At 48.7% G+C, this 26760-nt stretch carries 30 protein-coding genes; 6 read left to right on the top strand and 24 right to left on the bottom strand.

Translation table 11 applies throughout. The features are described from left to right. Both J0A65_RS12070 and lrp read right to left on the bottom strand, forming a co-directional pair. On the bottom strand, positions 1–1797 hold a 1797-nt coding region (locus J0A65_RS12070; protein ID WP_232849913.1), incomplete at its 3' end, for a DNA translocase FtsK 4TM domain-containing protein. Between the two features lie 170 nt (positions 1798–1967). Next, a complete protein-coding gene (gene lrp, locus J0A65_RS12075; protein WP_206594438.1) occupies positions 1968–2453 on the bottom strand; it encodes a leucine-responsive transcriptional regulator Lrp in 486 nt (161 codons plus the stop codon). 126 nt (positions 2454–2579) lie between these two features. On the opposite strand from lrp, the gene ald reads away from it, so the two are divergent. Continuing rightward, positions 2580–3710: an alanine dehydrogenase gene (ald, locus tag J0A65_RS12080; RefSeq protein WP_206594439.1), complete on the top strand. Its 1131-nt coding sequence runs from the start codon at positions 2580–2582 to the stop codon at positions 3708–3710. A gap of 59 nt (positions 3711–3769) precedes the next feature. Here the strand turns inward: ald and J0A65_RS12085 are convergent, their stop codons facing one another. Next, entirely contained in the window at positions 3770–4423 is a 654-nt protein-coding gene (locus J0A65_RS12085) for a glutathione S-transferase family protein (protein WP_206594440.1), read from the bottom strand. Between the two features lie 85 nt (positions 4424–4508). On the opposite strand from J0A65_RS12085, the gene J0A65_RS12090 reads away from it, so the two are divergent. The 3 genes from J0A65_RS12090 (at position 4509) to J0A65_RS12100 (ending at position 6634) form a co-directional block, all read left to right on the top strand. Then, positions 4509–5039 (top strand): TetR/AcrR family transcriptional regulator, encoded by a 531-nt coding sequence (locus J0A65_RS12090; RefSeq protein ID WP_206594441.1) that lies wholly within the window; start codon positions 4509–4511, stop codon positions 5037–5039. 61 nt (positions 5040–5100) lie between these two features. Next, positions 5101–5382, top strand: a complete 282-nt coding sequence (ppiC, locus tag J0A65_RS12095) for a peptidylprolyl isomerase PpiC (RefSeq protein ID WP_206594442.1) — start codon at positions 5101–5103, stop codon at positions 5380–5382. A gap of 25 nt (positions 5383–5407) precedes the next feature. Beyond that, a complete protein-coding gene (locus J0A65_RS12100) occupies positions 5408–6634 on the top strand; it encodes an APC family permease (RefSeq protein WP_206594443.1) in 1227 nt (408 codons plus the stop codon). On the opposite strand, the gene J0A65_RS12105 is transcribed toward J0A65_RS12100, so the two are convergent. From J0A65_RS12105 to yceD, 19 genes are all read right to left on the bottom strand, one after another. After that, on the bottom strand, positions 6631–8328 hold the full coding sequence (locus J0A65_RS12105) for a sensor domain-containing diguanylate cyclase (RefSeq protein ID WP_206594444.1): 1698 nt from the start codon (positions 8326–8328) through the stop codon (positions 6631–6633). The two genes, J0A65_RS12100 and J0A65_RS12105, sit on opposite strands and share 4 nt — an antisense overlap. Before the next feature lie 217 nt (positions 8329–8545). Next, a complete protein-coding gene (locus J0A65_RS12110) occupies positions 8546–8791 on the bottom strand; it encodes an EF-hand domain-containing protein (protein WP_206594445.1) in 246 nt (81 codons plus the stop codon). A gap of 77 nt (positions 8792–8868) precedes the next feature. Continuing rightward, positions 8869–9879 (bottom strand): oxygen-dependent tRNA uridine(34) hydroxylase TrhO, encoded by a 1011-nt coding sequence (gene trhO / locus J0A65_RS12115; RefSeq protein WP_206594446.1) that lies wholly within the window; start codon positions 9877–9879, stop codon positions 8869–8871. Positions 9880–10006: 127 nt separating this feature from the next. Beyond that, on the bottom strand, positions 10007–10594 hold the full coding sequence (locus tag J0A65_RS12120; RefSeq protein WP_206594447.1) for a hypothetical protein: 588 nt from the start codon (positions 10592–10594) through the stop codon (positions 10007–10009). Next, positions 10587–11192, bottom strand: coding sequence for a sigma-70 family RNA polymerase sigma factor (locus J0A65_RS12125; protein ID WP_206594448.1), 606 nt, complete (start codon positions 11190–11192; stop codon positions 10587–10589). Before J0A65_RS12125 ends, J0A65_RS12120 begins: the two co-directional genes overlap by 8 nt. Positions 11193–11209: 17 nt before the next feature. Next, complete coding sequence (locus J0A65_RS12130) at positions 11210–12847, bottom strand: vWA domain-containing protein (protein ID WP_232849914.1); 1638 nt, start codon at positions 12845–12847, stop codon at positions 11210–11212. Positions 12848–12967: 120 nt separating this feature from the next. After that, positions 12968–13741: a TatD family hydrolase gene (locus tag J0A65_RS12135; RefSeq protein ID WP_206594450.1), complete on the bottom strand. Its 774-nt coding sequence runs from the start codon at positions 13739–13741 to the stop codon at positions 12968–12970. Between the two features lie 3 nt (positions 13742–13744). Continuing rightward, positions 13745–14635, bottom strand: coding sequence for a DNA polymerase III subunit delta' (holB, locus tag J0A65_RS12140; protein ID WP_206594451.1), 891 nt, complete (start codon positions 14633–14635; stop codon positions 13745–13747). Beyond that, positions 14632–15249, bottom strand: coding sequence for a dTMP kinase (gene tmk, locus J0A65_RS12145; RefSeq protein WP_206594452.1), 618 nt, complete (start codon positions 15247–15249; stop codon positions 14632–14634). The genes holB and tmk overlap by 4 nt, the downstream gene beginning before the upstream one ends. 88 nt (positions 15250–15337) lie before the next feature. After that, positions 15338–16333 carry an endolytic transglycosylase MltG gene (gene mltG, locus J0A65_RS12150; protein WP_416135308.1) on the bottom strand — a complete coding sequence of 332 codons (996 nt, stop codon included), beginning with the start codon at positions 16331–16333 and terminating at the stop codon, positions 15338–15340. Then, positions 16320–17132, bottom strand: coding sequence for an aminodeoxychorismate lyase (gene pabC / locus J0A65_RS12155; RefSeq protein ID WP_206594453.1), 813 nt, complete (start codon positions 17130–17132; stop codon positions 16320–16322). Before pabC ends, mltG begins: the two co-directional genes overlap by 14 nt. Positions 17133–17203: 71 nt before the next feature. After that, positions 17204–18442, bottom strand: a complete 1239-nt coding sequence (fabF, locus tag J0A65_RS12160; RefSeq protein WP_206594454.1) for a beta-ketoacyl-ACP synthase II — start codon at positions 18440–18442, stop codon at positions 17204–17206. 75 nt (positions 18443–18517) lie between these two features. After that, the gene (gene acpP, locus J0A65_RS12165; RefSeq protein ID WP_102795318.1) at positions 18518–18757 is read right to left on the bottom strand and encodes an acyl carrier protein; all 240 of its coding nucleotides are present in this window, start codon (positions 18755–18757) and stop codon (positions 18518–18520) included. A 192-nt stretch (positions 18758–18949) separates the two neighbouring features. Beyond that, positions 18950–19687: a 3-oxoacyl-ACP reductase FabG gene (gene fabG, locus J0A65_RS12170; RefSeq protein ID WP_206594455.1), complete on the bottom strand. Its 738-nt coding sequence runs from the start codon at positions 19685–19687 to the stop codon at positions 18950–18952. Positions 19688–19700: 13 nt separating this feature from the next. Continuing rightward, on the bottom strand, positions 19701–20624 hold the full coding sequence (gene fabD, locus J0A65_RS12175; protein WP_206594456.1) for an ACP S-malonyltransferase: 924 nt from the start codon (positions 20622–20624) through the stop codon (positions 19701–19703). 146 nt (positions 20625–20770) lie between these two features. Continuing rightward, entirely contained in the window at positions 20771–21730 is a 960-nt protein-coding gene (locus tag J0A65_RS12180) for a beta-ketoacyl-ACP synthase III (RefSeq protein WP_206594457.1), read from the bottom strand. Positions 21731–21732: 2 nt separating this feature from the next. After that, positions 21733–22758 (bottom strand): phosphate acyltransferase PlsX, encoded by a 1026-nt coding sequence (gene plsX / locus J0A65_RS12185; RefSeq protein ID WP_206594458.1) that lies wholly within the window; start codon positions 22756–22758, stop codon positions 21733–21735. An 11-nt stretch (positions 22759–22769) separates the two neighbouring features. Next, entirely contained in the window at positions 22770–22940 is a 171-nt protein-coding gene (rpmF, locus tag J0A65_RS12190; RefSeq protein WP_088328389.1) for a 50S ribosomal protein L32, read from the bottom strand. Positions 22941–22943: 3 nt separating this feature from the next. Next, the gene (gene yceD, locus J0A65_RS12195; protein ID WP_206594459.1) at positions 22944–23471 is read right to left on the bottom strand and encodes a 23S rRNA accumulation protein YceD; all 528 of its coding nucleotides are present in this window, start codon (positions 23469–23471) and stop codon (positions 22944–22946) included. A 122-nt stretch (positions 23472–23593) separates the two neighbouring features. On the opposite strand from yceD, the gene J0A65_RS12200 reads away from it, so the two are divergent. Continuing rightward, positions 23594–24184 (top strand): Maf family protein, encoded by a 591-nt coding sequence (locus tag J0A65_RS12200; RefSeq protein WP_206594460.1) that lies wholly within the window; start codon positions 23594–23596, stop codon positions 24182–24184. Here the strand turns inward: J0A65_RS12200 and J0A65_RS12205 are convergent. Together J0A65_RS12205 and rluC are read right to left on the bottom strand one after the other, a co-directional pair. Then, positions 24181–24828, bottom strand: a complete 648-nt coding sequence (locus J0A65_RS12205) for an HAD-IA family hydrolase (protein WP_206594461.1) — start codon at positions 24826–24828, stop codon at positions 24181–24183. The two genes, J0A65_RS12200 and J0A65_RS12205, sit on opposite strands and share 4 nt — an antisense overlap. Position 24829: 1 nt before the next feature. After that, positions 24830–25777: a 23S rRNA pseudouridine(955/2504/2580) synthase RluC gene (gene rluC, locus J0A65_RS12210; protein WP_206594462.1), complete on the bottom strand. Its 948-nt coding sequence runs from the start codon at positions 25775–25777 to the stop codon at positions 24830–24832. Positions 25778–26383: 606 nt separating this feature from the next. Between rluC and J0A65_RS12215 the strand changes: the two genes are divergently transcribed. After that, on the top strand, positions 26384–26760 hold a 377-nt coding region (locus tag J0A65_RS12215; protein ID WP_206594463.1), incomplete at its 3' end, for a S1 RNA-binding domain-containing protein.

The following is a 26760-nucleotide window of genomic DNA, read 5'->3' on the forward strand; positions in this document are numbered from 1 at the left end:
GGCAATCAGCTCTTCTACTTTCTTGCCGACAATCATCATCATATCGGCAAATTCATCCACCACCACCACAATACTGGGCAACTTCTCCAGATCCGGCGCTTCGGGATCCATACTCTGTTCAGGTTTCCACAGTGGGTCTTTAATCGGCTCGCCAGCCTCTATAGCGTCTGCAATTTTGGCGTTATAGCCTTTAAGATTACGTACACCCAGCGCAGACATCAAACGATAGCGACGCTCCATTTCCCCCACACACCAGCGCAGGGCATTGGCCGCCTCTTTCATGTCCGTAACCACTTCGGCGAGCAAATGCGGAATACCTTCGTAGACCGAAAGCTCCAACATTTTCGGGTCGATCATGATCAACCGCACATCTTCCGGGCTGGACTTGTACAACAATGAAAACATCATCACGTTGACGCCCACCGACTTACCCGAACCTGTAGTACCAGCCACCAGTAAGTGCGGCATTTTGGCCAGATCCACCACCACAGGTTTGCCGGCGATGTCTTTACCCAGCACCATGGTCAAGTTAGAGGCAGAGTTTTGGAAAACGTCGCATTCAATAACTTCGGACAAACGCACCATTTCACGGTGCTTGTTCGGCAATTCCAAACCAATCACCGATTTACCTGGGATCACCTCCACCACCCGCACCGAAATGGCAGATAATGCTCTGGCCAGGTCTTTGGAAAGTGAAGAAATTTTGGCAACTTTTACACCCGGAGCCAAATCCAGCTCGAAACGGGTTATCACTGGTCCTGGGTATACCCCCACCACTTTGGCTTCGATATTGAAGTCCAGCAACTTGGCTTCCACCAAACGCGACGCGGCTTCTAATTCTTCAGGGGAAATAGGGTTTTTTACCTTGTCAGGACGATCCAGCAGATTAAACGATGGGCGCTCCCCTTCAACCGCATACTCTTCTTCCAATTCAGCCAGGGTTTTAGGTTTGTCTTTTGCCGACTTAGGTTTTACAACGGGTGCGGGTGTTGGCGCAGCTCTCACCGGCTCCGGTTCATCAAAGAAAGCGACATCATCAAAGCTTGGTTCGTCTCCCATCGTGAATACCGGCTCGATAACAGGTTCCCTTCTGGATACCGGTTCAACCACGGGTTCCTGACGAGAAGCCATTGGGGCTTCAGCTATATCTTCCGGTTCAGGCGCTGTCGCCTTAGTCCGTTTAGGCAAGCTGGGAACTTGCATATCCTGAAGCATCGCAGGCAGTCGGCCCAACCAGCGTAAACCACTGATGGTCCAGTCACCAATATAATCAACCAGAGCCAGCCAGGACAACCCGGTCATCAGGGTCAGACCGGTGCACAAAAAGCACAGTAACAGCAGCGTGGTGCCAGCCAGATTAAAATAAGGTAACAGGCGGCCACTAATGGCATCCCCCACAAAGCCACCGGCGGAGAACACGTAGATATCGTCTGCATTGAGGCTGAACAGCGCTGTCGCGCCGATAATAGACAAAATACCGCCAATTAAACGCAGACCAATAGTCAGGTAATCCAACTCCAACAAATCTTTAGTTTGTTGGAATAAAAACCAGCCGAGCAAGGCAATACCAAATGGAAATGCGTAGGCAATGTAACCAAAACTATTGAGGAGAATGTCTGCAAACCAGGCACCGATAGCGCCGGCTGCATTTTGCACGTCTTCACGAAAGCCAGCCTGACTCCAGCTAGGGTCGGCTGGGTCAAAAGAGGCCAGAGCGAGCAACAGGTACAGCGCAAACATGCTGCACACTATCATGCCCACTTCCATAATCCGTTGGATACCAGAGAGTCGCGCCATAATCATCTAATTGTTATATTCAAAATGCCACTGCAAACAACCTGCAAAGATACCAGCCACGTTAGCAAAATCCTAGCGCAGCAGCACATAAACCCTGTTTTTATTGCCAGTATTTTGGTTGTTGCACAAATCTTGTTCTAGGTGTCGCTAATCGCCAACATCAGGAGGGATTATTTAAGATTAATTTTCAAGGTGCCGGTATGTTTCACTTCTTCCATCACCACGTAAGTACGAGATTCACTCACACCAGGTAAACCAAGTAAGGTGTCACCCAGCAATTTACGGTAACTGGACATATCCGCGACCCTGGCTTTAAGCAGGAAGTCGAAATCACCGGCGACCAGATGACATTCCTGAATATCGTCAAGTTTGCGAACTGCAGCAGAAAATTCTGCGAAGATATCTGAAGAAGTCTTGGTTAAGGTTATCTCAACAAAGACTAGCATGGCCGCACCCAGTTTGGCCGGGTCGACCTTAGCATGATAGCCTGTTATATAACCTTGCTGCTCCAAACGTCTTACCCGCTCTAGGCAGGGCGTAGCACTTAAGCCAACACGACGAGACAGCTCAACGTTCGAAAGACGGCCGTCTTTTTGCAGCTCCGCCAGGATATTCCGGTCGATACGGTCAAGGTGTTTAGGGGTTTTCACCAGCATACAAAGTTCCGATAAAATGTCTTTTCTCAGGATTATATGCCGCAATTAACAATTTTTCAGCATACTCTTCTGCAAATCTTTTCATATACTTCACAACCCCATTTTCCTGTGAAGGTTGAATAGAACATGTTGATCGGTGTACCTAAAGAAATAAAAAATCATGAATACCGTGTGGGACTGACCCCTGCTGCAGTAAAAGAATTTGTTACTCATGGCCACAATGTGGTTGTGCAAAAGGACGCGGGCAGCGCCATTGGTTTCACTGATGACCAATACATCGCCGCTGGCGCCAGCATCAGCGACAATGCCGAGAGCATTTTCGACAAAGCTGAAATGATTGTTAAGGTTAAAGAGCCGCAGCCCAATGAGTGTAAAATGCTCAGCAAGGGACAAACCCTTTATACCTACCTGCACCTTGCGCCCGATCCAACACAGACAGAACTACTTATCGCCTCTGGCGCAACCTGTATTGCTTATGAAACCGTGACCGACGCCCGCAATGGCTTGCCCTTATTAGCCCCTATGTCAGAAGTGGCGGGCCGTATGTCCATCCAGGCCGGTGCCCATTATCTTGAAAAAGCGCACGGCGGTAGCGGTACCCTGCTCGGTGGTGTACCTGGCGTTGCACCCGGAAAGGTTCTGATTATCGGTGGTGGTGTGGTAGGAACTAATGCTGCGAAAATGGCCATTGGTCTTGGGGCTGACGTCACCATTTTGGATCGCTCACTGACCCGTCTACGTGAGCTGGATGATATCTTCCGTGGTCAACTGAAAACCGTATACTCAACAGTAGATGCCATTGAGCATTACTCCTCTAAGGCCGATCTGGTTATTGGCGCTGTGCTTATCCCTGGCGCTGCGGCTCCTAAACTGCTGACCGCTGAGCATATCCGCAATATGAAAGAAGGCTCAGTAGTGGTAGACGTAGCCATTGACCAGGGCGGCTGTTTTGAAACGGCTCGCGCCACCACTCACCAGGATCCGGTTTATGTGGTTGACGGTGTTGTTCATTACTGCGTTGCCAACATGCCCGGCGGCGTCGCACGTACCTCTACCATGGCATTGAACAATGCTACCCTGCCCTTTGGTCTGGCACTGGCCAATAAAGGTCCAAAGCAAGCCATGCTGGATGATGTTCACCTGTTAAATGGTTTGAACGTGCATGAAGGCAAAGTCACTTACAAAGCTGTAGTTGATGCATTGGGTAGCCAGTTGGGTCTGACTTACACAGATGCTCGTACGGCACTGGGTGCCTAATTACAAGCAGTAGCAAAGGCGCTCTATTGAGCGCCTTTTTTATTTTACACTCTGAGCAATTACCCTTGCTTAGGCACTAAAACCTTGGCACAAGAGGCATGGGTTTCTTTCATTCTCTGCACATAGCGGAATATAGCACTGTCCTCGTTCACCAAGCTGAAAGGCGCTTTTAGCTGTGTCACGTAGTAGAGTGACGGTAATGCCATAGCATCAGCGAGACTGAAGGTGCTACCAAACAAGTAACCCGCTTCTTCGCTCAACCAGGTCTCAACCAAAGACAAGGCTCGCAGCGCGGCCGGTTTGTTAGCTTCCATAACATCCAAACGAGGTGTTCCATCCGGTCCTTTAGGGAAAATCAGCTCCAGCATATAGTCACGGATAAGCGCATGGTTGATATAACTCGACAGTAGTTGTACCCGTTCATCCAGTTTCGCTGCCAACCAAGGGTCTTGCGGGGTCAATTTCACGCCAGGAAATTGCGCATCCAGATAACGGATGATACTGGTCGACTCACACAGTGCTTTATCATCCACCAGCAGCACAGGTATCTTGCCATAAGGGTGCCACACATGATGCTGCTCGCCTTTGAAAGGCACTTCCTCACCATTCACCGCCATTCCCATGCTGTAGGGGATCTGTTTTTCTTCGCAGACCAACTGAGCCACGCGACCAAAACTGCTAAATGCCACCGAATATATATGTACTTTAGTCATAACACCTCCGTTGATAATTCTCTTGCTTCAGAATAGGAAAAGCCTAAATATGTTCAAGAACATATTTTGAATTTGGAGCAACACCATGGCCTGGCAAAAAAGCCATAAAGAACAAACCCGTGAGCGAATTTTAGTCAGTGCCGCCAAGCTATTTACCGAGTATGGTTTCGAGCAAGTCAGTATTGACCAGGTTATGACAGACGCAAAACTTACCCGGGGGGCTTTTTATGCGCACTTTGGCTCCAAGTCAGCCCTGTATAGCGAAGCCATCCTAACCGCCGCCAAAAACAGTATAAGTAGGCTCCCACCACAACCCAGTCATACCCAGTTAACCGAAGGATATTTGTCTGAAGAGCACGTTAAAGGCCAAGTCAGACGCTGTCCGCTGGCTTTTTTGGTGACCGATATCAGTCAGCGCGATGAAACGGTGCGGGATACCTACACCAGAATGTTTCAAGGTATGGTGAATATGCTGGAGTCTGGCGGACTTTGCCGTGAGAAAGCGCTGCAACAAGCTGTCTTGATGGTAGGCGGTGTAGCCATCGGTCGGGCACTTAACAATGAAAGTTTGGTAGAAGAAATACTCAGCAGTTGTCGAAACCTAAGCTCAGTTTGAAACCCGCTTGAGGAATAACGGATAATGGCGCTTTAATTTATCATTGTTCTAAGGACTTTCCATGGCACGAAAAGCAGCCGCATTGCACATTCTGGTGAAGACCGAGCAAGAGTGTCTGGCGCTAAAACAAAAACTTGCGCAAGGCGCCAGCTTTCAGCAATTAGCCAAAAAACATTCGTTATGTCCCTCCGGCAAGCGCGGTGGCGATTTAGGTGAATTTGCTCAGGGCGACATGGTCCCCGCTTTTGATAAAGCCGTATTCAAAGGGCCGGAACTGGAGGTACAAGGCCCGGTTAAAACAGGTTTCGGCTATCACTTAATTAAAGTGCTTTACAAGCGCTAAAACACCACGACGTTGCATTGGACTTATGACACAGACACCGGATTTCAGTTTACTTGATGCCAGCTTAGTCACGCTGAGTGCGCTGTTCGTCATTTGGCTATTGCGACCGGCCGTAAAAAATTCGTTTTTTTGGCAAGCGACCGTCACACCATTGGCATCAATAATCGGCAGCGGCTTTTTAGTCGTAGTCCCGCTACTGGCTAATATTGCCGGACACTGGGCATGGCTTGCAATAATACTGATAGTGCTGCTGTCCTGGTGGTTGGGCAGCGCCATGCGTTATAGCATGCAAGCCTCTTCCCTAAATAAGGATGCACCAGATAAGTGGCTGATGGGGCTAGAGCGGTTTGCTGACATTGCCTTGGCATTTGCCTATGTTATCTCCATTACCTTCTATATCCGTCTGATGGCCGGTTTTTTGTTAACGGGTCTTGATATTTATAGTGAGTTTAATGCCGATGTTCTGGCCAGCATGGTACTGCTAAGTATTGGTTTTTATGGCTTGCTGCGAGGATTACATGGATTGGAAAGGCTGGAAGAGTATTCTGTCAGCATCAAACTGGCAATCATTGCCGCGCTGCTTGCAGGCTTGTTATGGCAGGATGTCCAGCAAGGATATCACTGGCATGGCTTAAGTAGCCCAGATCAGCCATGGTGGCAAAGCTTTTGTCAATTGGGTGGTATGCTGCTGATTGTACAGGGATTTGAAACCAGTAAATATTTAGCTTCCCAGTATCCGGTCAATGTGCGGGTTCGCTCCATGTCGGTTGCGCAAATACTGGCCGGACTTATCTATATTGGCTTTGTGGTGTTAGCTATGCCCTATATGGGGCAGTTTGTCGGAACTCAACCCAGCGAAACGGCTATCATCACGGTATCTGCACAGGTCACCCTGGTTTTACCTGTCATGTTAATTGTGGCAGCGGCCATGAGCCAGTTTAGTGCCGCGATTGCTGATACCATAGGTGCGGGCGGAGTCGTTGAGCAGCAAAGCCGTTCGCGAATTAATCCGCGTAGCCTCTACCCTGTGATCACCTTATTCAGCGTGGTTTTGCTTTGGAGCGCTAACATATTTCAACTGGTTAGCTATGCATCCCGCGCCTTTGCCTTTTACTACCTGCTGCAGTCACTGCTTGCGGCCAGACAAAGTGCCTTGCGCGAACACGCGCCCAAACGAGTTGCCTCTTATTTGGGTTTGGCCTTCATTATGTTACTCATTGTGGTCTTTGCAGAGGCCGTGGAAGGCCATTAGTCCGGTGTTTTCTGTTGTGTACAGATGCGGTTTCGACCTGAATGCTTGGCTTGATATAACGCTTTGTCGGCCCTGTTTACCGCCATTTCCACTGTTTCACAACTGAGATCCACTTCAACAACACCAATGCTAACCGTGAATTTCAATGTATCTTGCTCGTCGGTAATTAGCACCAAAGACTGAATGGCCTCCAATATCCGTTTTGCACATTTATGCGCTTCCTGCTCGTCTACGCCTGGCAGCAACATGACGAATTCTTCGCCACCAAAGCGAGCAATCAGATCCTTGCTACGACAGTACTTTTTAAGGGTAGCGGCAACTTCCACTATCACTTTATCGCCGGTCTGATGCCCATAGGTATCATTCACACGTTTGAAATGGTCAATATCGGTCACTAATACGGACAAAGGCTCATTTTGTGTTTTTGCCACCTCCAGCAAATAGTCAGCCTCAGAGTAAAAGTAGCGGCGATTGTATAGTTTGGTTAGAGGATCGGTGGCAGCCTGCCGTTTAAGTTCTTCTTGAGAATGGCGTATATCCTCAAGGATTTTTATCCGATAAGAGATTATGAATGCCAGCGTCAGGGCTTCCAGCACTATGCCAATACCCACCCCAAAGTGGCTGATGTAGCTGGGGGCTATTAAACCTTTATAGAAGAGTACCGCCATACCGTTAAACAGCACAAAGAAGCTATGCCCTATCAAAAAGTACTTCACCAGCGGATTACCTTTTCTATACAAGGAAATACTCACCGAGAAAGTAATCACCATCATCAAGGCTGCCAGACTGCTGGCGGGCTTAAGTGCACCAGATATGTCAACAAAGCCATAAATCAAGGTGGCTGATAACAACACCAGCATAAACTGTAAAAAACGGTGTTCTGTGGGGTAGAAACGCTTGGTCTCAAAAATGGACATGACAAACAGCAACAGAAAAATCGGCATGGTGATCAAACTGAGGTTGAGAGTGAACACCTCATCCCCATACCACCCAAACAAATTAGCTAATAACCCGTAGGACAAAGCGATCCAGAGCAAGCCAGAAATCAGATAGAAGGAATAGTAAATATTTTCTTTTTTGCTGGTCGCGAAATACAAAAGACCATTGTAGAAAACCAAAGCCAGCATCATACCAACCATCAATGCTATGTCGGTCTTGGCACCAATGAGTGCTCGCTTGGAGCCCTCTGAATCATGCAAATTCAATGCAAACCATTGATGGGAATACACATGGCTACGTACATATAAGGTTAGCGTATCGCCAAATGCTATATTCACCGGATAGACCACTGTGCCCCGATACATCAGCGGGCTGTCTGTTGCATCGTTCATATCCAGCCACTCGCTACGAACTAGTGTGTCATGGCGGAACTCATAAAAGGCCACAGAACGCACGTGATAGGCATAAGGCAAATGGATATAAAACTCTTGGGTATTCTTTGCCTCATTGCGAAGTTCAAGCTTGTACCAGGTAACTCTGGCACTCGTCCCTAGCGTCGTATAATTTCCGGTAGGACTGAAGGTCTCCTCAGCAACATCTTCTATAGCCAATGTCTGAGCCTCGTCAACAAAGTAGTCGAGCTCAAAGTGAGTCAGATTGAGTGGCAAGTCTTTAATAACAACAGATGATGCCTGACTGGAAAAAGTGAATAGCAAGCAGAACGAAATGCATAAATAACGACAAAACTGCATCATATTCACCTTCCTTGACTGGGATAAGCTTTTCAAAACACTAGCTTTTCAATATGTTACCGGACTGTTTCAAGAACACCAAAGCATTCCGAAATATTCAGTTGTTAATCGGCTTATCAAGCAAAGTGACGCATATTTCATGCAGCTAAACGAAATACCTAATCCTTAGGTATTAAAAAAGGCGCTTAATAGCGCCTTCATTATCTGTCACTGATAAAAATCAGTATTCCCACCAGCCTTGCTGCCACCAGGTTAGAAACTCGTCGAAGTCGATGTGACCATCAGCATTCTCATCAATCATACTGAACGCTTCTTCTACCACTTTGACCTTAGTCTTAGGTGAAAGTACGGTAAGTAGCTCGATAAATTCACCCAGATCGATCATACCGTTGTGATCATTGTCAAAAAAGTCGAACTCCTTACGGACTTCGGCAACTTGGGCTTCGGTTAGGGATTGTCCTGACATAACACTTCCTCGAATTAGGACGATATGGGGGCTAGTGTACCCCCGGAGTTCATCTGTGAACAACCCACTAGCCGACTTTACTTCACCTGTTCGGCTTTTTTTGCAGCATTTGCCGCCAGCGCTCTGGCTCTGCGCTCATCAGCTTTTTGCTGGCGACGTTGCTCCATGGCAATACGGGCATCTGCACCAACATGCTCTTCATCACGCTGTTTAGCCAGAGAAACCTGCTTTTCACGCTCGCGAAAACGGGCCAATTGCTCTTCGCTATGTTTACCAAAACATTTCGGGCAACTAACCCCAGACTCGTACTCCGGCTGCTGCTTTTCCTCTTCAGTGATAGGCAAGCGACAGGCATAGCATTGGTCGTAGTGGCTGCGCTGCAGGTCGTGATTTACCGCTACCCGATTGTCGAAAACGAAGCAGTCTCCTTCCCATAAACTGTCTTCTTTAGGTACTTCTTCCAGATACTTAAGAATACCGCCTTCCAGGTGATATACCTCTTCAAATCCCTGCTCTTTCAGATAGGCAGTGGACTTTTCACAGCGGATGCCGCCAGTACAGAACATCGCCACTTTTTTATGCTTGCTGGGATCCAGTTGCTCTTTCACGTATTGAGGGAACTCGCGGAAAGTCTGGGTGTTGGGATTGATCGCATGTTTAAAAGTGCCAATCTCAATCTCGTAATCGTTGCGCGTATCAATAGTAATGACATCGGGATCGCTTATCAGCGCATTCCAATCAGACGGCTTTACATAGGTGCCCACGGTGCGACGAGGATCAATGCCTTCCACCCCCATGGTCACGATTTCTTTTTTCAGTTTAACCTTAGTACGGTGAAACGGCTGGGTTTCATCAAATGAGATCTTGTAGCTGATAGGGTTTAAACGCGCATCCGCATTTAACCAGGCCAAGAGCGCATCAATGGCTTCCTGTGTACCAGAAACGGTGCCATTAATGCCCTCATGGGCGAGTAATAAGGTACCCTTGATTGAGTGAGCTTCCATAAACTCGGTAAGGGGCTGACGAATCGCCTGGTAATCTTCCAGCGTGACAAATTTGTACAACGCGCAAACAACAATCTGAGACATAACACTTCCTCTAGCGGGCTGGAACGTAAATCCAGAGCCAAATACAACAACATCCTATGCAGAATGCCCTAAAACGGCGCGCATTTTAGGGGAAAAGCCATAAAATTTAAAGGGGATTAGTGCCACTCTATTGATTAGTCGACCTGCGATGCAGTGCTTCTTGCAACAACGCAAGCTGGCCCTCGCTCAAGCGCGCTTTCGCCTCTGGCGCTTCCTCTACCAGGCTCATCAGCAAAGTGCCAGCTTGCTGTAACTCTCCTGATGCAACCAACCTATCGACCTCGGCCAGGCGTTCACTGATTTGCGCGGCAGGCAATACACTGGCTGTCTTACTTCTGGCTGCTGCAGCTTCGCGTTCAATACTCTGAGCTAACTGACGTTTTTGTTCGGGCATCGCCTGATATTCGCGTCTTGCCTGTTTTGGGGCGCTCGGTACCATATCGTATGAGGAGGCCGATACTGCCTGCTCCTCGGGCGGTAATAATGGCGACGTAGTGAAAAACAAGATCCCCACTAACAAGGCAGCCGACACCACACTGGACAACGGCCAACGCCAGGCTGTCCAGCGGGACGGTTGCTTGACATCCAATGGCACGGTATGCACAAGCGCACCTTGCTTAGCCATGGCCAATATGCGGGCATCCACATGTTCTGGAGAATTCTCTTTATCCAGACTCTGATAAAGCGCAGAGAGACGCTTTTCTTCCTCAGTCATCTGCTGGCGCTCCCATACCGATACATTTACTCAGGTTTGCCACCGCGTAACGCCAGCGACTTTTGCAGGCATCTAAACCAGCCCCCATAATAGTAGCCACCTGCTCCATGGTAAGTCCGGCTTCCTCTTTAAGCAGAAACACATCCAGTTGTAAGGCAGGCAGCTTTCCCAAACAGTGCTTAAGGCGAAGGGCCAGCCTACCCTGCTCGGTGATGGTGTCAGGGTAATCTTGCGACGCCATGCTTTCCAAAGCCTCAGATTCATCACTCACTAAGGTAAAACGACGATGGGCCTTACGGTGCTGATCTGCCAGCAAATTGCGCGCTATTTGGTACAGCCAAGTGGTAAACCTGGCCGACGGCTGATAACCAGGCGCAGAGGTAATAACCCGTTGCCACACTTCTTGCACTAACTCTTCCGCGCACTCTGTTGCCATGCCCCGGCGAACAAAGAATCGCCACAAGGGATTTTTATGCTGCTCATAAAGCTGGCAAAAAGCCTGCAAGTCACCAGCAGCATAAGCCAGCATTAGTTCCTCGTCAGATTGCTGACCTAATGCTAGTGATGTACCGTCATACCGGGGCTGGGCAAATGACATAGGCTGTCCTATCGTGTTTATTCAGTAAACGCTGATGACTGGCTTATCAATTCTGCGCTTTTAAGCAGATTGATAAATTCATGACGATACCCCTGAGGATCGCTTCCTTTGCCTCGCTGCGCCAAGGCGAGCAGTGTCTGGTAATCACTGTCCTGCATATATTTGCCCCCTTTTAACATCTGAGCAAAGCCAGCAGCAGCGGCTGCAAAGGCAAAATCCCCTTGTACCTCTTCAGATGATAGCTGATCTAGGCTAACCACTTTGCTCACCAGCTGGCTTTTTGTCTCAGATGGTAGCTTATATCTGAGTTTAATCTGCGCCAGCTCTTTGGCAAAGCTCCCTTGCGCTCCTGATGACTGATAACGAAGCGGATCAATTTGTTCACCGCCAGAGCCAGTCAGCGCAATTTCATAAATAGCGGTGACACGATGCCCAGCACCAATTTCACCGGCATCAACCTTATCGTTATTGAAATCCTCCCGCTCTAGTAAGCGATTGTGATATCCCACCAGACGATACTCACTGATAAGTGCTGGGTTAAATTCCACCTGAATTTTCACATCAGCGGCGATGATCTCCATGCTGGAGGTCAGCTCATCGACCAGGACCTTACGTGCTTCATTGATACTATCGATATAAGCATGTTGTCCATTGCCCAAGTTAGACAAGCTCTCCATCAAAGCATCATTATAATTGCCACTACCAAAACCTAGGGTCGTCAGAGCTATACCGCTTTCACGCTGCCGACGGATAAGGGCTTTAAGTTCCTCCAAATCTGACATACCGACATTAAAATCCCCGTCGGTCGCCAGAATCACCCGGTTCACCCCCTCTTTGATAAAGCTACTGCGGGCTAACTGATAAGCCCGAAGAATACCGCCTTCACCATTGGTCCCGCCCCCAGCAGACAGCGTCTCCAGTGCAGTCTGAATACGACCACGCTGATTACCTTGCGTAGGTTCCAGCACCGTTTGGCTGCTGCCAGCATAGGTCACGATACTGACGCGATCCTGACTGCCTAATTGGGACGTTAACAATCGCAGGCTGCTTATCAAAAGCGGTAACTTATCAGGCGCATTCATAGAGCCAGATACATCCAGTAAAAACACTAGATTAGCGGCTTTACGTTGTTGCTTGTCTAACATCTGTCCTTGTAAACCCACTTTGAATAAATGGCGTTTGGGGTTCCAGGGTGATGCCGCAAGCTCAGTATTGATGCTAAACACCTCAGCGTTATCAGGTGCTGGATAGCTATAGGCGAAGTAATTTATAAAATCTTCCGCCCGCACCGCATCGGCAGGTGGTAAGAAACCTTGATTCAGCATGCGTCTGACGTTGGTGTAACTGCCGGTGTCCACATCAACGGAAAACGTTGATACCGGTTGCTCGCTGGTCAGCATCAGGGCATTTTCAGGCGTATCTGGATAGCGCTCCCGGCTTGGTGTGCTCATCACTTGCATACGGGCCATAGGTGCAGGGGCATAGAGCGCAGCATCAGCCATGACACGCTGTTCGACTTCAATAGCAGACGCCGAACGCGCTTTACGCTCAGCAGCAGGGTTAGCTTGTTGCTCAGGCGCTTCGTTGGCACAAGCACTAAGCAGCAAGCCGGTCAATAAGCAACAAGCACGGGTGGTATAGGGAAAATGTGGCATAAATAACATCCATTAAGGGGCGAATTCTTCCCTATAAACGATGCTATTGACGATTCGGGTTATTTATTTTGCGATTCCGCTTAGCCACTAACCAGAATCGCTGATACCCGCCGGGGCAAATCAGGCTGATTGCACCCGGTCAAATAACTGATAGAAGTTACCTGTTGTGACTTCGGCCAGTTTGCTGAGCGGAATTTCCTTTAAATCAGCTATAAATTGCGCCACATCCTTCACATAAGCCGGCTCATTGGGTTTACCGCGATGTGGCACCGGCGCCAACCAAGGCGAGTCGGTTTCAATCAGCAATCGCTCCAGCGGTATTTCCCTCACCACATCCTGCAGCTCTTTGGCGGCTTTAAAGGTCACTATACCGGAAATAGAGATGTAAAAGCCCAGCGCCATAGCCCGCTGCGCCATGTCCAAATCCTCAGTAAAACAATGCAGCACCCCTTTGGTATGCGGTGCTTTGTATTGTTTTAGCAGTGCAATAGTGTCCTGTCGGGCATCCCGGGTATGAATGATCAACGGCTTATTCAGCTCGTTTGCCACCTTAATGTGGTCAATAAAAGACTGCTGTTGGACCGCCTTGGTATCCGGACTGTAGTGATAATCCAGGCCTGTTTCGCCAATGGCCACCACTTCATCACGACTCGCCATACGCAGCAACTCATCGTAACTACAGGCGTCTTCCTGATGCAGAGGATGCACGCCGCAGGATACCGACACATCAGTAAAATCCTTTACGGCATCCAGCATGGCTTCGTATTCATTAACAGCTACGCAAACACATAAAAAATGCTTTACGCCATTATCCCTGGCACGTTGCATTACAGCCCTGAGTTCTTCGGGGGATTTATCTAATCTGTCCAGATGACAGTGGGAATCAACAAACAACACTTAACTCCTGAGCGAACGGACACTGCCCAGTACGCTGGACAATAACAATAATTTATTTAAACCGGGGTTCGTTACCTGGCGACTGGCAGTGATGCACTGGCTATACATTGCAAAGAGCCCATCCTGGGCATATTGGCCCTGTTGTATGGCATTTTTTAACCACAATTGTAACCAGCTTAGTAAACGGCCTGGGTTGTCCTGCCACTGCTCTGCCATCGTCAGTACTGGTAATTGACCATTCAACACTTGTTGCAGATCTTGACTGAAATCCGCAAACCGTTGTCCTGCTTCTTCCTGAAGCACCGCCAATAATGTCAAAGGGGTCGCGCCATATAACGTCAGCAGCTGCGGCTCAATGTCACCCTGGTATTGCTCTGCCAGCCATTGGCTGGTTTGCGCTTGGCTTGCACCAGGCAACAACAGCTTCTCACAGCGGCTTTTAATGGTGGGTAATAGGCGTTCAGCACTGTTGGCCGTTAGCAACATGTATGTATGTGCGGTAGGCTCTTCCAGGGTTTTCAGCAAAGCGTTCGCCGCAGACTCGGTCATGCTGTCAGCTTGATGAATAACCAGCACTTTGGCACCACCTAACTGCGATTTACCACTTAGCTTTTCAATGGCGCTGCGGATATCATCCACACCTATTTGCTTTTCGCTTTGAATTTGATGTAAATCAGGATGATTACCAGCGTCCACTAACTGACAAGCCTGACATTGGCCACAGCGGCTGCTTTCAGTACGCTGGCAAAGCAGGTAGGCGCCAACGTCTTTGGCCAGTGTCGCTTTGCCTAACCCTTGTGGTCCTAACATTAACAGAGCGTGATGCAAGCGACCGGCGCGGTAACGTCCGGCAAGTTGCTGGAACAGACTCTCGAACCAGGGATAGGTCATGCTAAAAAGTCCTGCAGTTCCAGAAGTATCTGCCCATGAACCGCAGGCATATCCTGCATCGCGTCAATGACCTTAATACTTGAGTCCTTAGCAGCTAATTGCAGATATCGGTCGCGGGTGCGGGTGAAAAATGCCAAGCCAGATTGCTCGATACGATCCAGCTCCCCTCGCCCTCTGGCGCGGGCCAGACCAACTTCAGGCTCAACGTCCAGATACAAGGTTAAATCCGGCTTGAATCCTTTCAGGCTTATAGCCCTGAGGCTTGCCAGCATGTCATCCGGGATCTCTCTGCCACCGCCCTGATAGGCCTGCGATGACAGATCATGTCTATCGCCCAACACCCATTGACCTTGTTGCAAGGCCGGTTTAATCACGTTTTCCAGCAATTGTACTCTGGCAGCGTACATCAACAGCAATTCAGCTTCTATGGTGACCTTTTCCTGCCAGTCCTGCTTCACGCATTCACGAATAGCTTCGGCCATTGGCGTGCCACCAGGCTCACGCGTACAAACCAGACTATGCCCGGCCTGTTCAATACAGGTTTTGACGATGGCAATCGCCGAACTCTTACCTGCACCTTCCAGGCCTTCAATTACAATAAATTTCCCAGACATGCGCACTCAACGATTAATTTAACTATTTCAAACGCACTGCTTAACACTGCCCTATTCAGGCAATGTCATGTTTACTCTCAACACAGCACTATTTTTTCAACTGGTATTGTCGCACCGCAGCATTGTGATCGGCAAGATTAGTGGAGAATACATGGCTGCCGTCATTACGAGACACAAAGTACAGCTCTTCGCTGTCAATGGGATGCAGTGCTGCCATCAGGGCATCACGACTGACCATCGCAATGGGCGTGGGCGGCAGTCCTTTAATTACATAGGTATTATAAGGCGTCGCTGTACGTAGATCCTGACGGCGTATATCGCCGTCAAAGGCATCCCCCATCCCGTAGATCACAGTAGGATCGGTTTGCAAACGCATGTTTTTTCTCAGGCGGTTAACAAACACAGCGGCAATGCGTGGACGCTCCTCGGCAAGGCCTGTTTCCTTTTCGACAATGGACGCCATAATCAAGGCTTCATAGGGGCTTGCATAGGGTAAATCGGGTTTACGTTTTGGCCACTGTTCGAGGAGAAACTTCTGCATCTCCAGATAGGCCCGTTTCACAAGCACGCTGGCTTGCATACCGCGAGTGAAATGATAGGTATCCGGCATCAACCAACCTTCAAGACTCCCTCCCTCTGGCTTAAGCTGCGCTTCAAGCTCAGTAAGTTGAGCACTTAGCAAGTGTGGATGTGCTTGCATTTGTCCTTGCCAGTCCCGCCAACGGAAGCCTTCCACTAGACGGATCTCGAATAGCTTTTCCTTACCGCTGGCCAGCAGTAGTAATACCTGCTGTACGTTCATGCCTGGAGACAATTCGTAGGTACCGGCTTTAAGCTCTGCCAGTGTTGGCTCAAACCTGACCAATAGCTTTACAGGCCAACTTTCGGGCAAACCCGCCTCATCCTCCAGATAAGCCAGCAAATGATGCAGATTCTGTCCTCGTTTGAGTTCATACAAGGTGGGCTGATTGAAAGTGAGCTTGGTATTAAGCGTTTGATAATATTGTTGGTAAGCCCAAAATACACCGCTGCCCAAGCCAACGGCCATCAACAACAGAATCAGCTTCCATTTAGACAAAACCACATTCCTTATTTAACTGCGCCACATCGTCCTTGTGGTAAAAATGACCGGCATAACTGTTGACAGGCACCACCCCCATCAAACTGTTACACAGCAACAATTGCTCGGCTTGCAACAGGCATGAAGGCGCGCTACGCACTTGATAAACTTGATCACCACGTAATTCTAAGGCCTTAACCAGCTGCTGACGCATAATGCCGTCAACACCCGCAAAATGTAGATCTGGGGTATACCAGCTATTCCCTACTTGCCAGAATAGGTTGGCCACGGAAGATTCGACCAACATACCGTCGGTATCGCACACCAACGCATCCTGCCAGCCTTGCGCCTCGGCATGCTGGCGAATTAAAACCTGCTCAAGACGATTTAAGTGCTTTATACCGGCTAGCAAAGGTTGTTTGGCTAACTGCAGAGGAGACAATTGCAGGGTTATTCCCTGCTGACGCCATAGGGCGTAATGCACCGGCATGGGATGTAAACTGAGTATCCAGGTTGCTTGAGCAGGAGAAGGCGGAAGGTAGCCTCGCCCACCTGAGCCCCGACTTATCAGAATCTTTAGCACCCCTTCTGAATGTCCAATTGCTTGCTCCACACAACAGTCTTGCAGCCTGTCCCAGCAACTAAAATCAATACCAAGACGCTCAAGTCCGGTCTTTAATCTGTCCAGATGAGCCTGCCAAAACTGCAACTCACCGTCCTTGATTCTGAGGGTACTAAATACCCCATCACCATATTGTGTGGCTCTGTCGGTAACAGCAAGTTGATCCGCGGGCTGACCATTGACCAGCAAAGAGGATGTCATGGAACCTATTATTCCTTTAGCAAAAAAAAGCCTGTCAGAAACTAACAGGCTTTCGCAACGTTGTTAAGCGCTTAGATTTTTTTAAACAGCAAAGAGCCGTTGGTACCACCAAAACCGAAGGAGTTACACAAGGCATACTCCATCTTCACGTCACGTGCAGTATGGGGAACAAAATCCAGGTCACAACCTTCGTCCGGATTGTCCAGGTTAATAGTAGGTGGAACCACCTGATGCACCAAAGACAACGCAGTAAAAATGGCTTCAACAGCCCCCGCCGCACCAAGCAAATGGCCCGTCATGGATTTAGTTGAACTGACCATAACCTGGCTGGCGGACGCACCGAAAATCGACTTCACCGCCTGCGCTTCTGCGACATCGCCAGCTGGGGTAGAGGTGCCATGGGCATTAATATAGCCAATCTGGTCGGCATTCACACCCGCATCAGCCAAGGCATGCGCCATAGCCGCTGCTGCGCCCTGCCCCTCTGAAGGTGGAGAAGTCATATGGTAGGCGTCACCGCTCATACCAAAACCGACCAGCTCAGCGTAGATTTTTGCTCCACGTGCCTTAGCATGTTCATACTCTTCGAGCATCACCACGCCAGCACCGTCCCCCATCACGAATCCGTCACGATCTTTATCCCAAGGACGGCTTGCCGCTTTGGGATCGTCGTTACGTGCTGATAAAGCCCGGGCGGCGGCGAACCCACCTAGCCCCAGCGGCGTAATCGCCGCTTCTGCTCCACCGGCCAACATGGCATCAGCGTCACCGTATGCAATAGTACGGGCCGCAATACCAATATTATGCACACCGGTTGTACACGCAGTGACAATATTCAGATTCGGCCCTTTGAGACCTTCCATAATCGACAGAAAGCCGGAAATCATATTAGTGATGGTGGATGGCACAAAGAATGGAGAAATCTTACGAGGCCCGGAAGACAGCAATTTACTGTGGTTCTCTTCGATTAATCCCAATCCGCCAATACCAGAACCCACGGCGACACCTACGCGGCCTGCATTAGCCTCACAGATTTGTAAACCGGAATCCTTCAGTGCCTGCATACCGGCAGCCACTCCATACTGGATGAACAAGTCCATCTTCTTGCTTTCTTTTTTGGGCATGTACTGCTCAACATCGAAGCCTTTTACCGCCCCGGCGAAGCGGGTGGAAAAGTTACTTACATCGAAGCTTTCGATATTGCCAATACCACTTTCACCCCGCAGCAAGGCGTTCCAGGTAGAGGTGGTATCTAAGCCCAAAGGGGAAAGCATGCCAAGACCTGTTACTACAACACGACGTTTTGACACTATGGCCTCCGCAAGGGATATAGTCTTGATAGGTAGGAAAAGAAACGGCTCTGAACGAGCCGTTTTTCTATCTTCTTACGCGTCTTTGTGAGCGTTGATGTAGTCGATAGCAGATTGAACAGTAGTGATCTTCTCGGCTTCTTCGTCTGGAATCTCAGTATCAAACTCTTCTTCCAGTGCCATCACCAGCTCAACGGTATCCAAAGAATCAGCACCCAGATCATCAACGAAGGACGCTTCAGGCTTTACTTCTTCTTCTTTAACGCCCAATTGTTCTACGATGATTTTAATTACGCGTTCTTCGATATTACTCATAATTCTAGTTTTCCCTTAAAGTGAGGCTAGATGTGAATTTGGCAGTAGTGTATTCAGCAACTCCAGGCCTTGCAAGCAAGAGTATGAAGTTTTTTTCTGGTCAAACCACAAATGCGCTCAATTAACAAACACTAACAGGTACAGGAAATTTACCTGCACAAACTCGTAAGATTACTGCAGTTGGCTACATAATCAAGCCATAAACATCCCGCCATTCACATGGATTGTCTCTCCAGTGATGTAAGCGGCACCGTCCGATACCAGGAAGGCAACGGTTGCGGCAATCTCTTCCGGATTCCCCAAACGGTTAGCAGGAATGTCCTTAAAGATGGCTTCACGTTGCTCATCCGTCAACGCTTTGGTCATATCGGTATCAATAAAGCCAGGGGCGACAGTGTTAACGGTAATACCACGGGACGCCACTTCACGGGCTAATGATTTGGAGAATCCAATCACACCAGCCTTTGCGGCGGCATAGTTAGCCTGCCCGGCATTACCTGCACTACCCACCACAGAACCGATATTAACAATGCGACCTGCACGTTTTTTCATCATGCCACGCAATACCGCTTTGGACAGTCGGAAAATCGACGTCAGGTTGGTTTCCATAATATCCGACCATTCGTCATCTTTCATGCGCATCAGCAAATTATCGCGAGTGATGCCAGCGTTATTGATCAGAATATCGATTTCACCAAACTCGCCGCGAATTTGCTCAAGACAAGCATCAAGCTGCGCACTGTCAGTGACATTCAATGCCAGGCCTTTGCCATTGGCGCCCAAATATTCACTAATAGCAGCTGCACCATTTTCAGAGGTGGCTGTGCCAATCACAGTTGCCCCTTGGGCCGCCAGCTTCTGGGCCACGGCTTTACCAATCCCACGGCTCGCGCCGGTTACCAGGGCCACTTTGCCTTGTAGTTCAGACATGTGTTCTTCCTTCTTATAAACTTGCATTCAGTGAGTCAGGTGTGTTGATGGCATCAACATCCAGGCTCTTGTCAATTCGTTTGATTAGACCGGTCAGCACTTTACCTGGCCCAACTTCCAATACTTTTTCAGCACCCATTTCAGCTAGTTTCTGTACAGACTCTGTCCATCTTACAGGGCTGTATAACTGACGAACCAAGGCATCACGAATCAGCTCAGGGTCCGTCGGTAGCGCTACATCAACATTATTCACCACAGGGATGACAGGTGCATTAACTTGCAGTTTTTCAAGCTCAACAGCGAGTTTCTCTGCCGCTGGCTTCATCAACGCACAGTGAGATGGCACACTGACAGGCAAAGGCAATGCACGCTTAGCGCCCGCTTCTTTGCAAGCCTCACCAGCTCTGGCAACCGCATCAGTCTGACCAGCAATCACGACTTGGCCAGGGCTATTAAAGTTTACCGCAGAAACCACGTCACCTTGCGCCGCCTGTTCACAGGCAGCAATAACTTTGTCGTCATCCAGACCAATAATGGCGTACATGGCGCCAGTTCCGGCCGGAACTGCCTGCTGCATTAACTCACCACGCAGTTGCACTAATTTGATGGCATCCTGGAAGTCCAGTACGCCAGCACAAACCAACGCGGAATATTCACCTAAACTGTGACCAGCCAGGACTTGTGGTTGTTCCCCGCCTTTAGCCTGCCATACGCGCCAAACAGCGACACTCGCTGCCAACAACGCAGGCTGAGTGCGATGCGTCGCATTCAAATCAGCTTCGGGACCATTTTGGGTCAGCGCCCAAAGGTCATAACCTAATACTTCGCTTGCCTGGGCAAAGGTGTCCTGCACTTGCGGATTTTCGCTTGCCAACTCGGCCAGCATGCCGACACTTTGAGATCCCTGACCGGGAAAGACAAATGCTAATTTTGCCATATTCTACTCTCCTGATTTGCGCTGCTCGCCTGGCTCGAATCTTTGTTACGGGTAGACAAATGCATAGGAGCCTGTGGCAACAGCCATCCTACACATTTATCCACATCTTTATCGAAACGCCGAACCGGGCGATGAATATGAAATTTTTAGTAACGAACCAAGGCCGATGCCCAGGCAAATCCACCGCCGAAGGCTTCCAGCAGCAGGTTGTGACCACGTTGAATGCGTCCATCACGAATCGCCGTATCTAGCGCTGTAGGGACAGTAGCGGCTGACGTGTTTCCATAATCCTGTAAGGTCAACACAACACGATCCATTGGCATTTCCAGCTTCTTCGCGGTGGCTTTGATAATTCTGAAATTCGCCTGATGTGGCACTAACCAGTCCAAATCTGACTTCTGCATATTATTTGCTGACAGGGTCTGTTCGACTAGTTCGCTGAGTTTAGTGACCGCCACCTTGAACACTTCATTGCCTTTCATTACCCCCCAGTTATCGTGCACAGACTGTTCGTCACCACGGGTGGGATTGCCTACGTAAAGCAGGTCATTGTATGAACCGGCGGCATGAATATGGGTAGAAAGAATTCCAGGCTCTTCGCTGGCTTCCAAAATCGTGGCACCAGCGGCATCGCCAAACAAAATCACCATGGTACGGTCAAATGGCGCCACCAATCGGCTTAAACAATCAGAGCCGATAACCAAAATACGCTTGGCCATGCCCGATTTAATGTACTGGTCGGCAACACTCAGCGCATAACAATAACCAGCACAAGCAGCGGCCACGTCGAACGCGGGAATACCATCCAATCCAAGAATTTTCTGAATATCACAGGCCGCGCTGGGGAGAGATTTGTCATGACTGGTCGTGGCACAAACAATCATATCAATGCTGCGCGGGTCTATGTCTGCCATTTCGATGGCCTTGAGAGAGGCTTCTGCGCCCATAGTCGCTACGGTTTCATCCGCACCTATAATGCGGCGTTCCTTTATACCTGTCCTGTCGGTAATCCATTCGTCATTGGTATCGACCATTTGCTCTAAATCGGCATTGGTACGAACTTGGCTGGGATAATAACTGCCGGTGCCGATGATTCTCGAATACATGCTTAAGGCCTTTCCATTAGAAGAGTTTCTATTTTATGTTTTATTTTGCTCGGAACCTGTCTGGTAACTTCCTGCATCGCCTCTTTAATGGCGTACAGAAAAGCTTCGCTGGAGGCATTACCATGGCTCTTAACGACAATTCCGCGCAATCCTATCAGACTCGCACCGTTATACTGGTCGGGGTTCACCCTGGCGTAAATCTTTTTCAGAATAGGTAATGCCATACGGGCCATTATCCGGGTCAGCAAATTTTTACCCGAAACCCGTTTCACTTCGGTGAAAATCAATTTTCCTAAGCCCTCACAGGCTTTAAGGGCAATATTTCCAACAAAGCCGTCGGTCACCACCACATCGGCCTTGTCGGTAAAAATATCATTACCTTCGATATAGCCAATGTAATTAATGCTGGGTACCGAGGATAAAATCTGCGCTGTGTGCTTGACCTGATCATTACCCTTTATCTGCTCTTCACCAACATTGAGCAAGGCAACCCTGGGACGCTCAATACCTTCCACTTCCTGGGCCAGCACTGAGCCCATCACCGCATACTGAAACAGAATCTCTGAGTCACAATTTACATTTGCGCCTAAATCCAGCAAATAGACTTTACGGTGACTGATGGTAGGTAATGAAGAAATGAGCGCCGGCCGATCAATGCCAGGTAAAGTTTTGAGCACGTAATAGGCCATTGCCAGCAAGGCACCCGTGTTGCCCGCGCTGACGCAAGCATCTGCCTGACCAGTTTCAACCAGCTCCAATGCTCTGCGCATAGAAGACTTGGTTTTGCTGCGCAGCGCAGCACTGGGTCTTTCATCCATCCCCACCGTCTGCTCGGTAGCTTCAATCTGTAGTTGTGAAGAAGGCGCTTGCGGATATTTAGCCAGGCCATCACTCAACAACTGAGGATCACCGCATAGAATTAGATGAAGATGTGGGAATTCCGTCACCGCATGAACAGCGGCTTCAATAGTAACAGGGGGGCCGATATCGCCCCCCATCATATCTAACGCGATGGTTAGATTAGTCAAAGTCAGCTCGCTTAGTTAGCGATGACTTTTTTGCCTTTGTAGTAACCGTCAGCCGTTACGTGATGACGACGATGCGTCTCGCCTGACGTGGAATCTACAGACAAAGTTTCCGCAGTCAAGGCATCATGCGAACGACGCATGCCACGCTTAGAACGGGTTTTACGATTCTGTTGTACCGCCATTACCTACTCCTGATCTCGCTTAAGTTCTTTCAACACCGCAAAGGGGTTTGGACGCTCAGCCACCGGTTCAATTACTCCATAGCTCATTTCATCCTCGCTTACCTTGCAGTCTTTTTCTGCGTGAAAGGCCACAATAGGCAAGGCTAAAATAAGTTCATCCTCAAAGAGTTGAAGTAAATTGACTTCTCCATGGTCATTGACCTCTACCGGCTCATAAGCCTCCGGTATCTCATCTGTGTCTTGATCAGGCTTTATCGGACTGAAGCAAAATGACACATCCAAATGATGAGCAAAGGTACCATGGCACCTTTGGCAGATAAGCGAAACTTCGGTAGCCAGGTGGCCTTCAAAAAAAGTCAGACCCTGCGCGTCTTTGTTGAATCTGACCTCAATTTCAATGTCCTGGTTTGCCTCAGCGACTGCCTGTTGCAATCGAACCATATCTTTAGGCACCATCACGCCGAAATACTCGGAACGCTTCATGGCGCTTTTGACTGGATCCAGTTGTTTGGGCAATTTCACTTTCTGCATAGGGCGCGCATGATATAGCCACGGACAAGCTTAGTCAAAGAAAATCTATGCCTACAAGGCCTTGGGTAAAGTACTAAGACCTGGTTACAATCCTTCTTTTTTGTATTGAAGGACTTTTGGGCATGCAATTGATTCTCGCCTCTACCTCACCATATCGGAAAAGCCTGCTGGAAAAGTTCCGTATTCCCTTTAGCTGTCATGCTCCTCATACTGATGAAAGCCAGTTGGAAGGTGAAACCGCAGACATGTTAGTCAGCCGTCTGGCACGCGCCAAAGCCGAATCGGTTGCCAACATGTTGACAGAGCCAGGGTTAGTCATAGGTTCAGATCAGGTTGCTTCACTGGATGGTGAAATCATCGGCAAGCCCCTTAATCATAACGTTGCGGTAGAACAATTACGTCGGGCCAGCGGTCGATTAGTCAGGTTCTATACCGGTTTATGCCTGTTTAACAGTGAGAGTAAAACATGCCAGTTGCAGATTGAAACATTCGATGTGCAATTCAGGCAACTCAGTGCCGAGCAGATAGAGGCTTATCTCCAAAAAGAGCAACCCTATCAGTGTGCCGGCAGTTTTATGAGTGAGGGGCTGGGTATCTGCTTATTTGAGCGACTGTCAGGACGCGACCCGAACAGTCTGGTGGGGCTACCGTTAATCGCCCTGACCGAAATGCTGCAACAAGCGGGTATAGACCCTCTATGCATCGGGGATTAACCCCTGCACAACAAACGTTGTAGTTCCGCCAGAGAGTCCACAATAGCGCGAGGTGCATGTCCAGCCAAGCGCTCTACGCTATGCACACCATGGCTAACGGCTATGCGATCCATATTGAGATTCTGCGCCATCTGCATATCGTAAACAGTATCACCAATCATGACCGCTTGACTGGCCTCTACATTCAGTTCGTTAAGCAGTTGCACTAGCATATCTGAAGAAGGTTTCGACTCCGCTTCGTCGCCGCAACGGGATGCCTGAAAATAATGGCCGGTATTGGTCTCCTGCCAAACCCTATTCAAGCCGCGTCGTGCTTTACCTGTGGCAACCGCCAACAAGGTCCCCTGCCCTGATAAGCGATCAAGTAAATCACCGGCGCCGTTAAACATGGGGGTCGGCGTTTTATCTTTCTCTACATATTCTTGTTTATAGCTTTCGAATAACAAATCTTGTTGTTGCGCAGGTAACTTGCCAAACAATATCTGCATGGCAGGCAGCAGGCTAATACCGATAATATCTTTTACCGCATCGTCTGTCGGCACAGGCAAGTTTGCCCTGCGCGCTGCCGTTTGCATGGCAGACACTATTCTGGCACCTGAGTCCATCAAGGTGCCGTCCCAATCAAAAATAACCAGCTTATACATCTTATTTACGCAGTTGCTTCAACACAGCAGTTAATTGAGGATCTAAGGGGGCTTTTAAGCTCAAACGTTCGCCACTTTTAGGATGAATAAATGAAAGCGTAAAGGCATGTAAAAACAATCTTTTTAAGCCCAGCCCCGCCATGTGACGATTAAATGACTCGTCACCATATTTATCATCACAAGCAATAGCATGTCCGGCATGCAGGCAGTGCACCCGTATCTGGTGAGTACGCCCGGTAACCGGAAAGGCTTCAACCAAGGTGGCACCGCTAAAACGCTCCAGCACCTGATAGCGGGTTTCAGATTCTTTACCGTCCGGAGAAACCGAGACCATTCGCTCCCCAGACTTCAGAATATTCTTCTTAAGAGGCGCCCTGACTTTATGCCGGTTGTCAGCCCATTCACCCACAACCAGTGCCTGGTAACGCTTATCGACTGTCTTGTCGCGCAGTTGTTCGTGCAATGATTTAAGTGCTGAGCGTCGCTTGGCAATCAGCAGACACCCTGAGGTGTCACGGTCAAGACGATGCACCAACTCCAAATACTTCTGGTCCGGGCGTAATGCACGCAGCGCTTCAATCACGCCAAAACTCAGCCCACTGCCGCCATGCACTGCCATACCAGATGGCTTATTGATAGCAATCAGTTGGTCATCTTCAAACAAGATATGGGCTTCAAGAGTTGCCACCTTGTCTAATTTAACCGAAGGGGCATCGTTCTTTTCGGCCACCTTGAGCGGAGGAATACGCACAATATCGTTGGCCTGTAACTTATAGTCAGGTTTGATACGTCCCTTATTTACCCGGACTTCCCCTTTACGTAAAACCCGATAAATAAGGCTTTTAGGCACACCTTTAAGCTGAGTGCGTAAAAAGTTATCTATTCGTTGTCCTTCCAGTTCGGGATCGACCTGAATAAGTTGTACTTTTGATGAATTTTGTTCTGTCATAGGAAGGCTATTTTACCCTATTTGTGTATTTGGTGATGAAAATTTTCGTATGAGAATTTTTAGGTCTGCATAAAGCCAGCTACCGCTTTCAGATGTTTTCCACTCAGAACAAGGGCTAGCGCCATTTATTGCTCTTCGACGGTCAATAAAACGTTGAAAAAGCACGATTCATTTAATAAATGAATTGCCTTGCCTGTAATCTTTCTTTAATGCGATAATTGCCGTGCTTTTGATCCAAAAAAGATGATCAGGTCTGACTAAAAACAGACCGGGTTCTGAACGCTGAACAACAGATTCTCATCAAGATGATGAGTAAGCGAGCATACCGGGCACGAAGAGTGTAAAAGTTCGTGCATCACGGCAATGACAGAGTCCAAGCAACAAAACAAATTTTTTAAGAATTAGATTGCTATCGAAGCAAAGTATTAACCAGTTTAAATGTCTGTCAGGCCAGCATAATGTCTGACCGACTAGTCTGTATTTAAGACCACACAATTTGATTTGGCTTGAGCCACCACCCAGTCGGGAGACTGCACTGTTAAAACGCTGTGAGACGCTGGTGGGATCTTGTATTTCGATAGTGATCGATACCTATCGAGTCACGAAATGAAGAGAATGTTGATCAACGCAACTCAACACGAAGAGTTGCGTGTTGCCCTGGTAGACGGGCAGAAACTTTACGATCTGGATATAGAAAGTCCAGGACATGAACAAAAGAAAGCGAATATATACAAAGGTCGGATAACCCGGGTAGAACCCAGCTTAGAAGCAGCCTTTGTTGACTATGGTGCAGAACGCCATGGTTTCCTTCCTCTCAAAGAAATCGCCCGCACCTACTTCCCTAAAGGATACAATTTTGAAGGCCGCCCCAATATCAAGGACGCCATCAAAGAAGGTCAGGAAGTTATAGTTCAGATAGATAAAGAAGAACGTGGACAGAAAGGCGCAGCCCTGACCACCTTTATCAGCCTGGCCGGCAGTTA

The organism is Bowmanella yangjiangensis (genome assembly GCF_017255015.1).
Taxonomy (GTDB): domain Bacteria; phylum Pseudomonadota; class Gammaproteobacteria; order Enterobacterales; family Alteromonadaceae; genus Bowmanella; species Bowmanella yangjiangensis.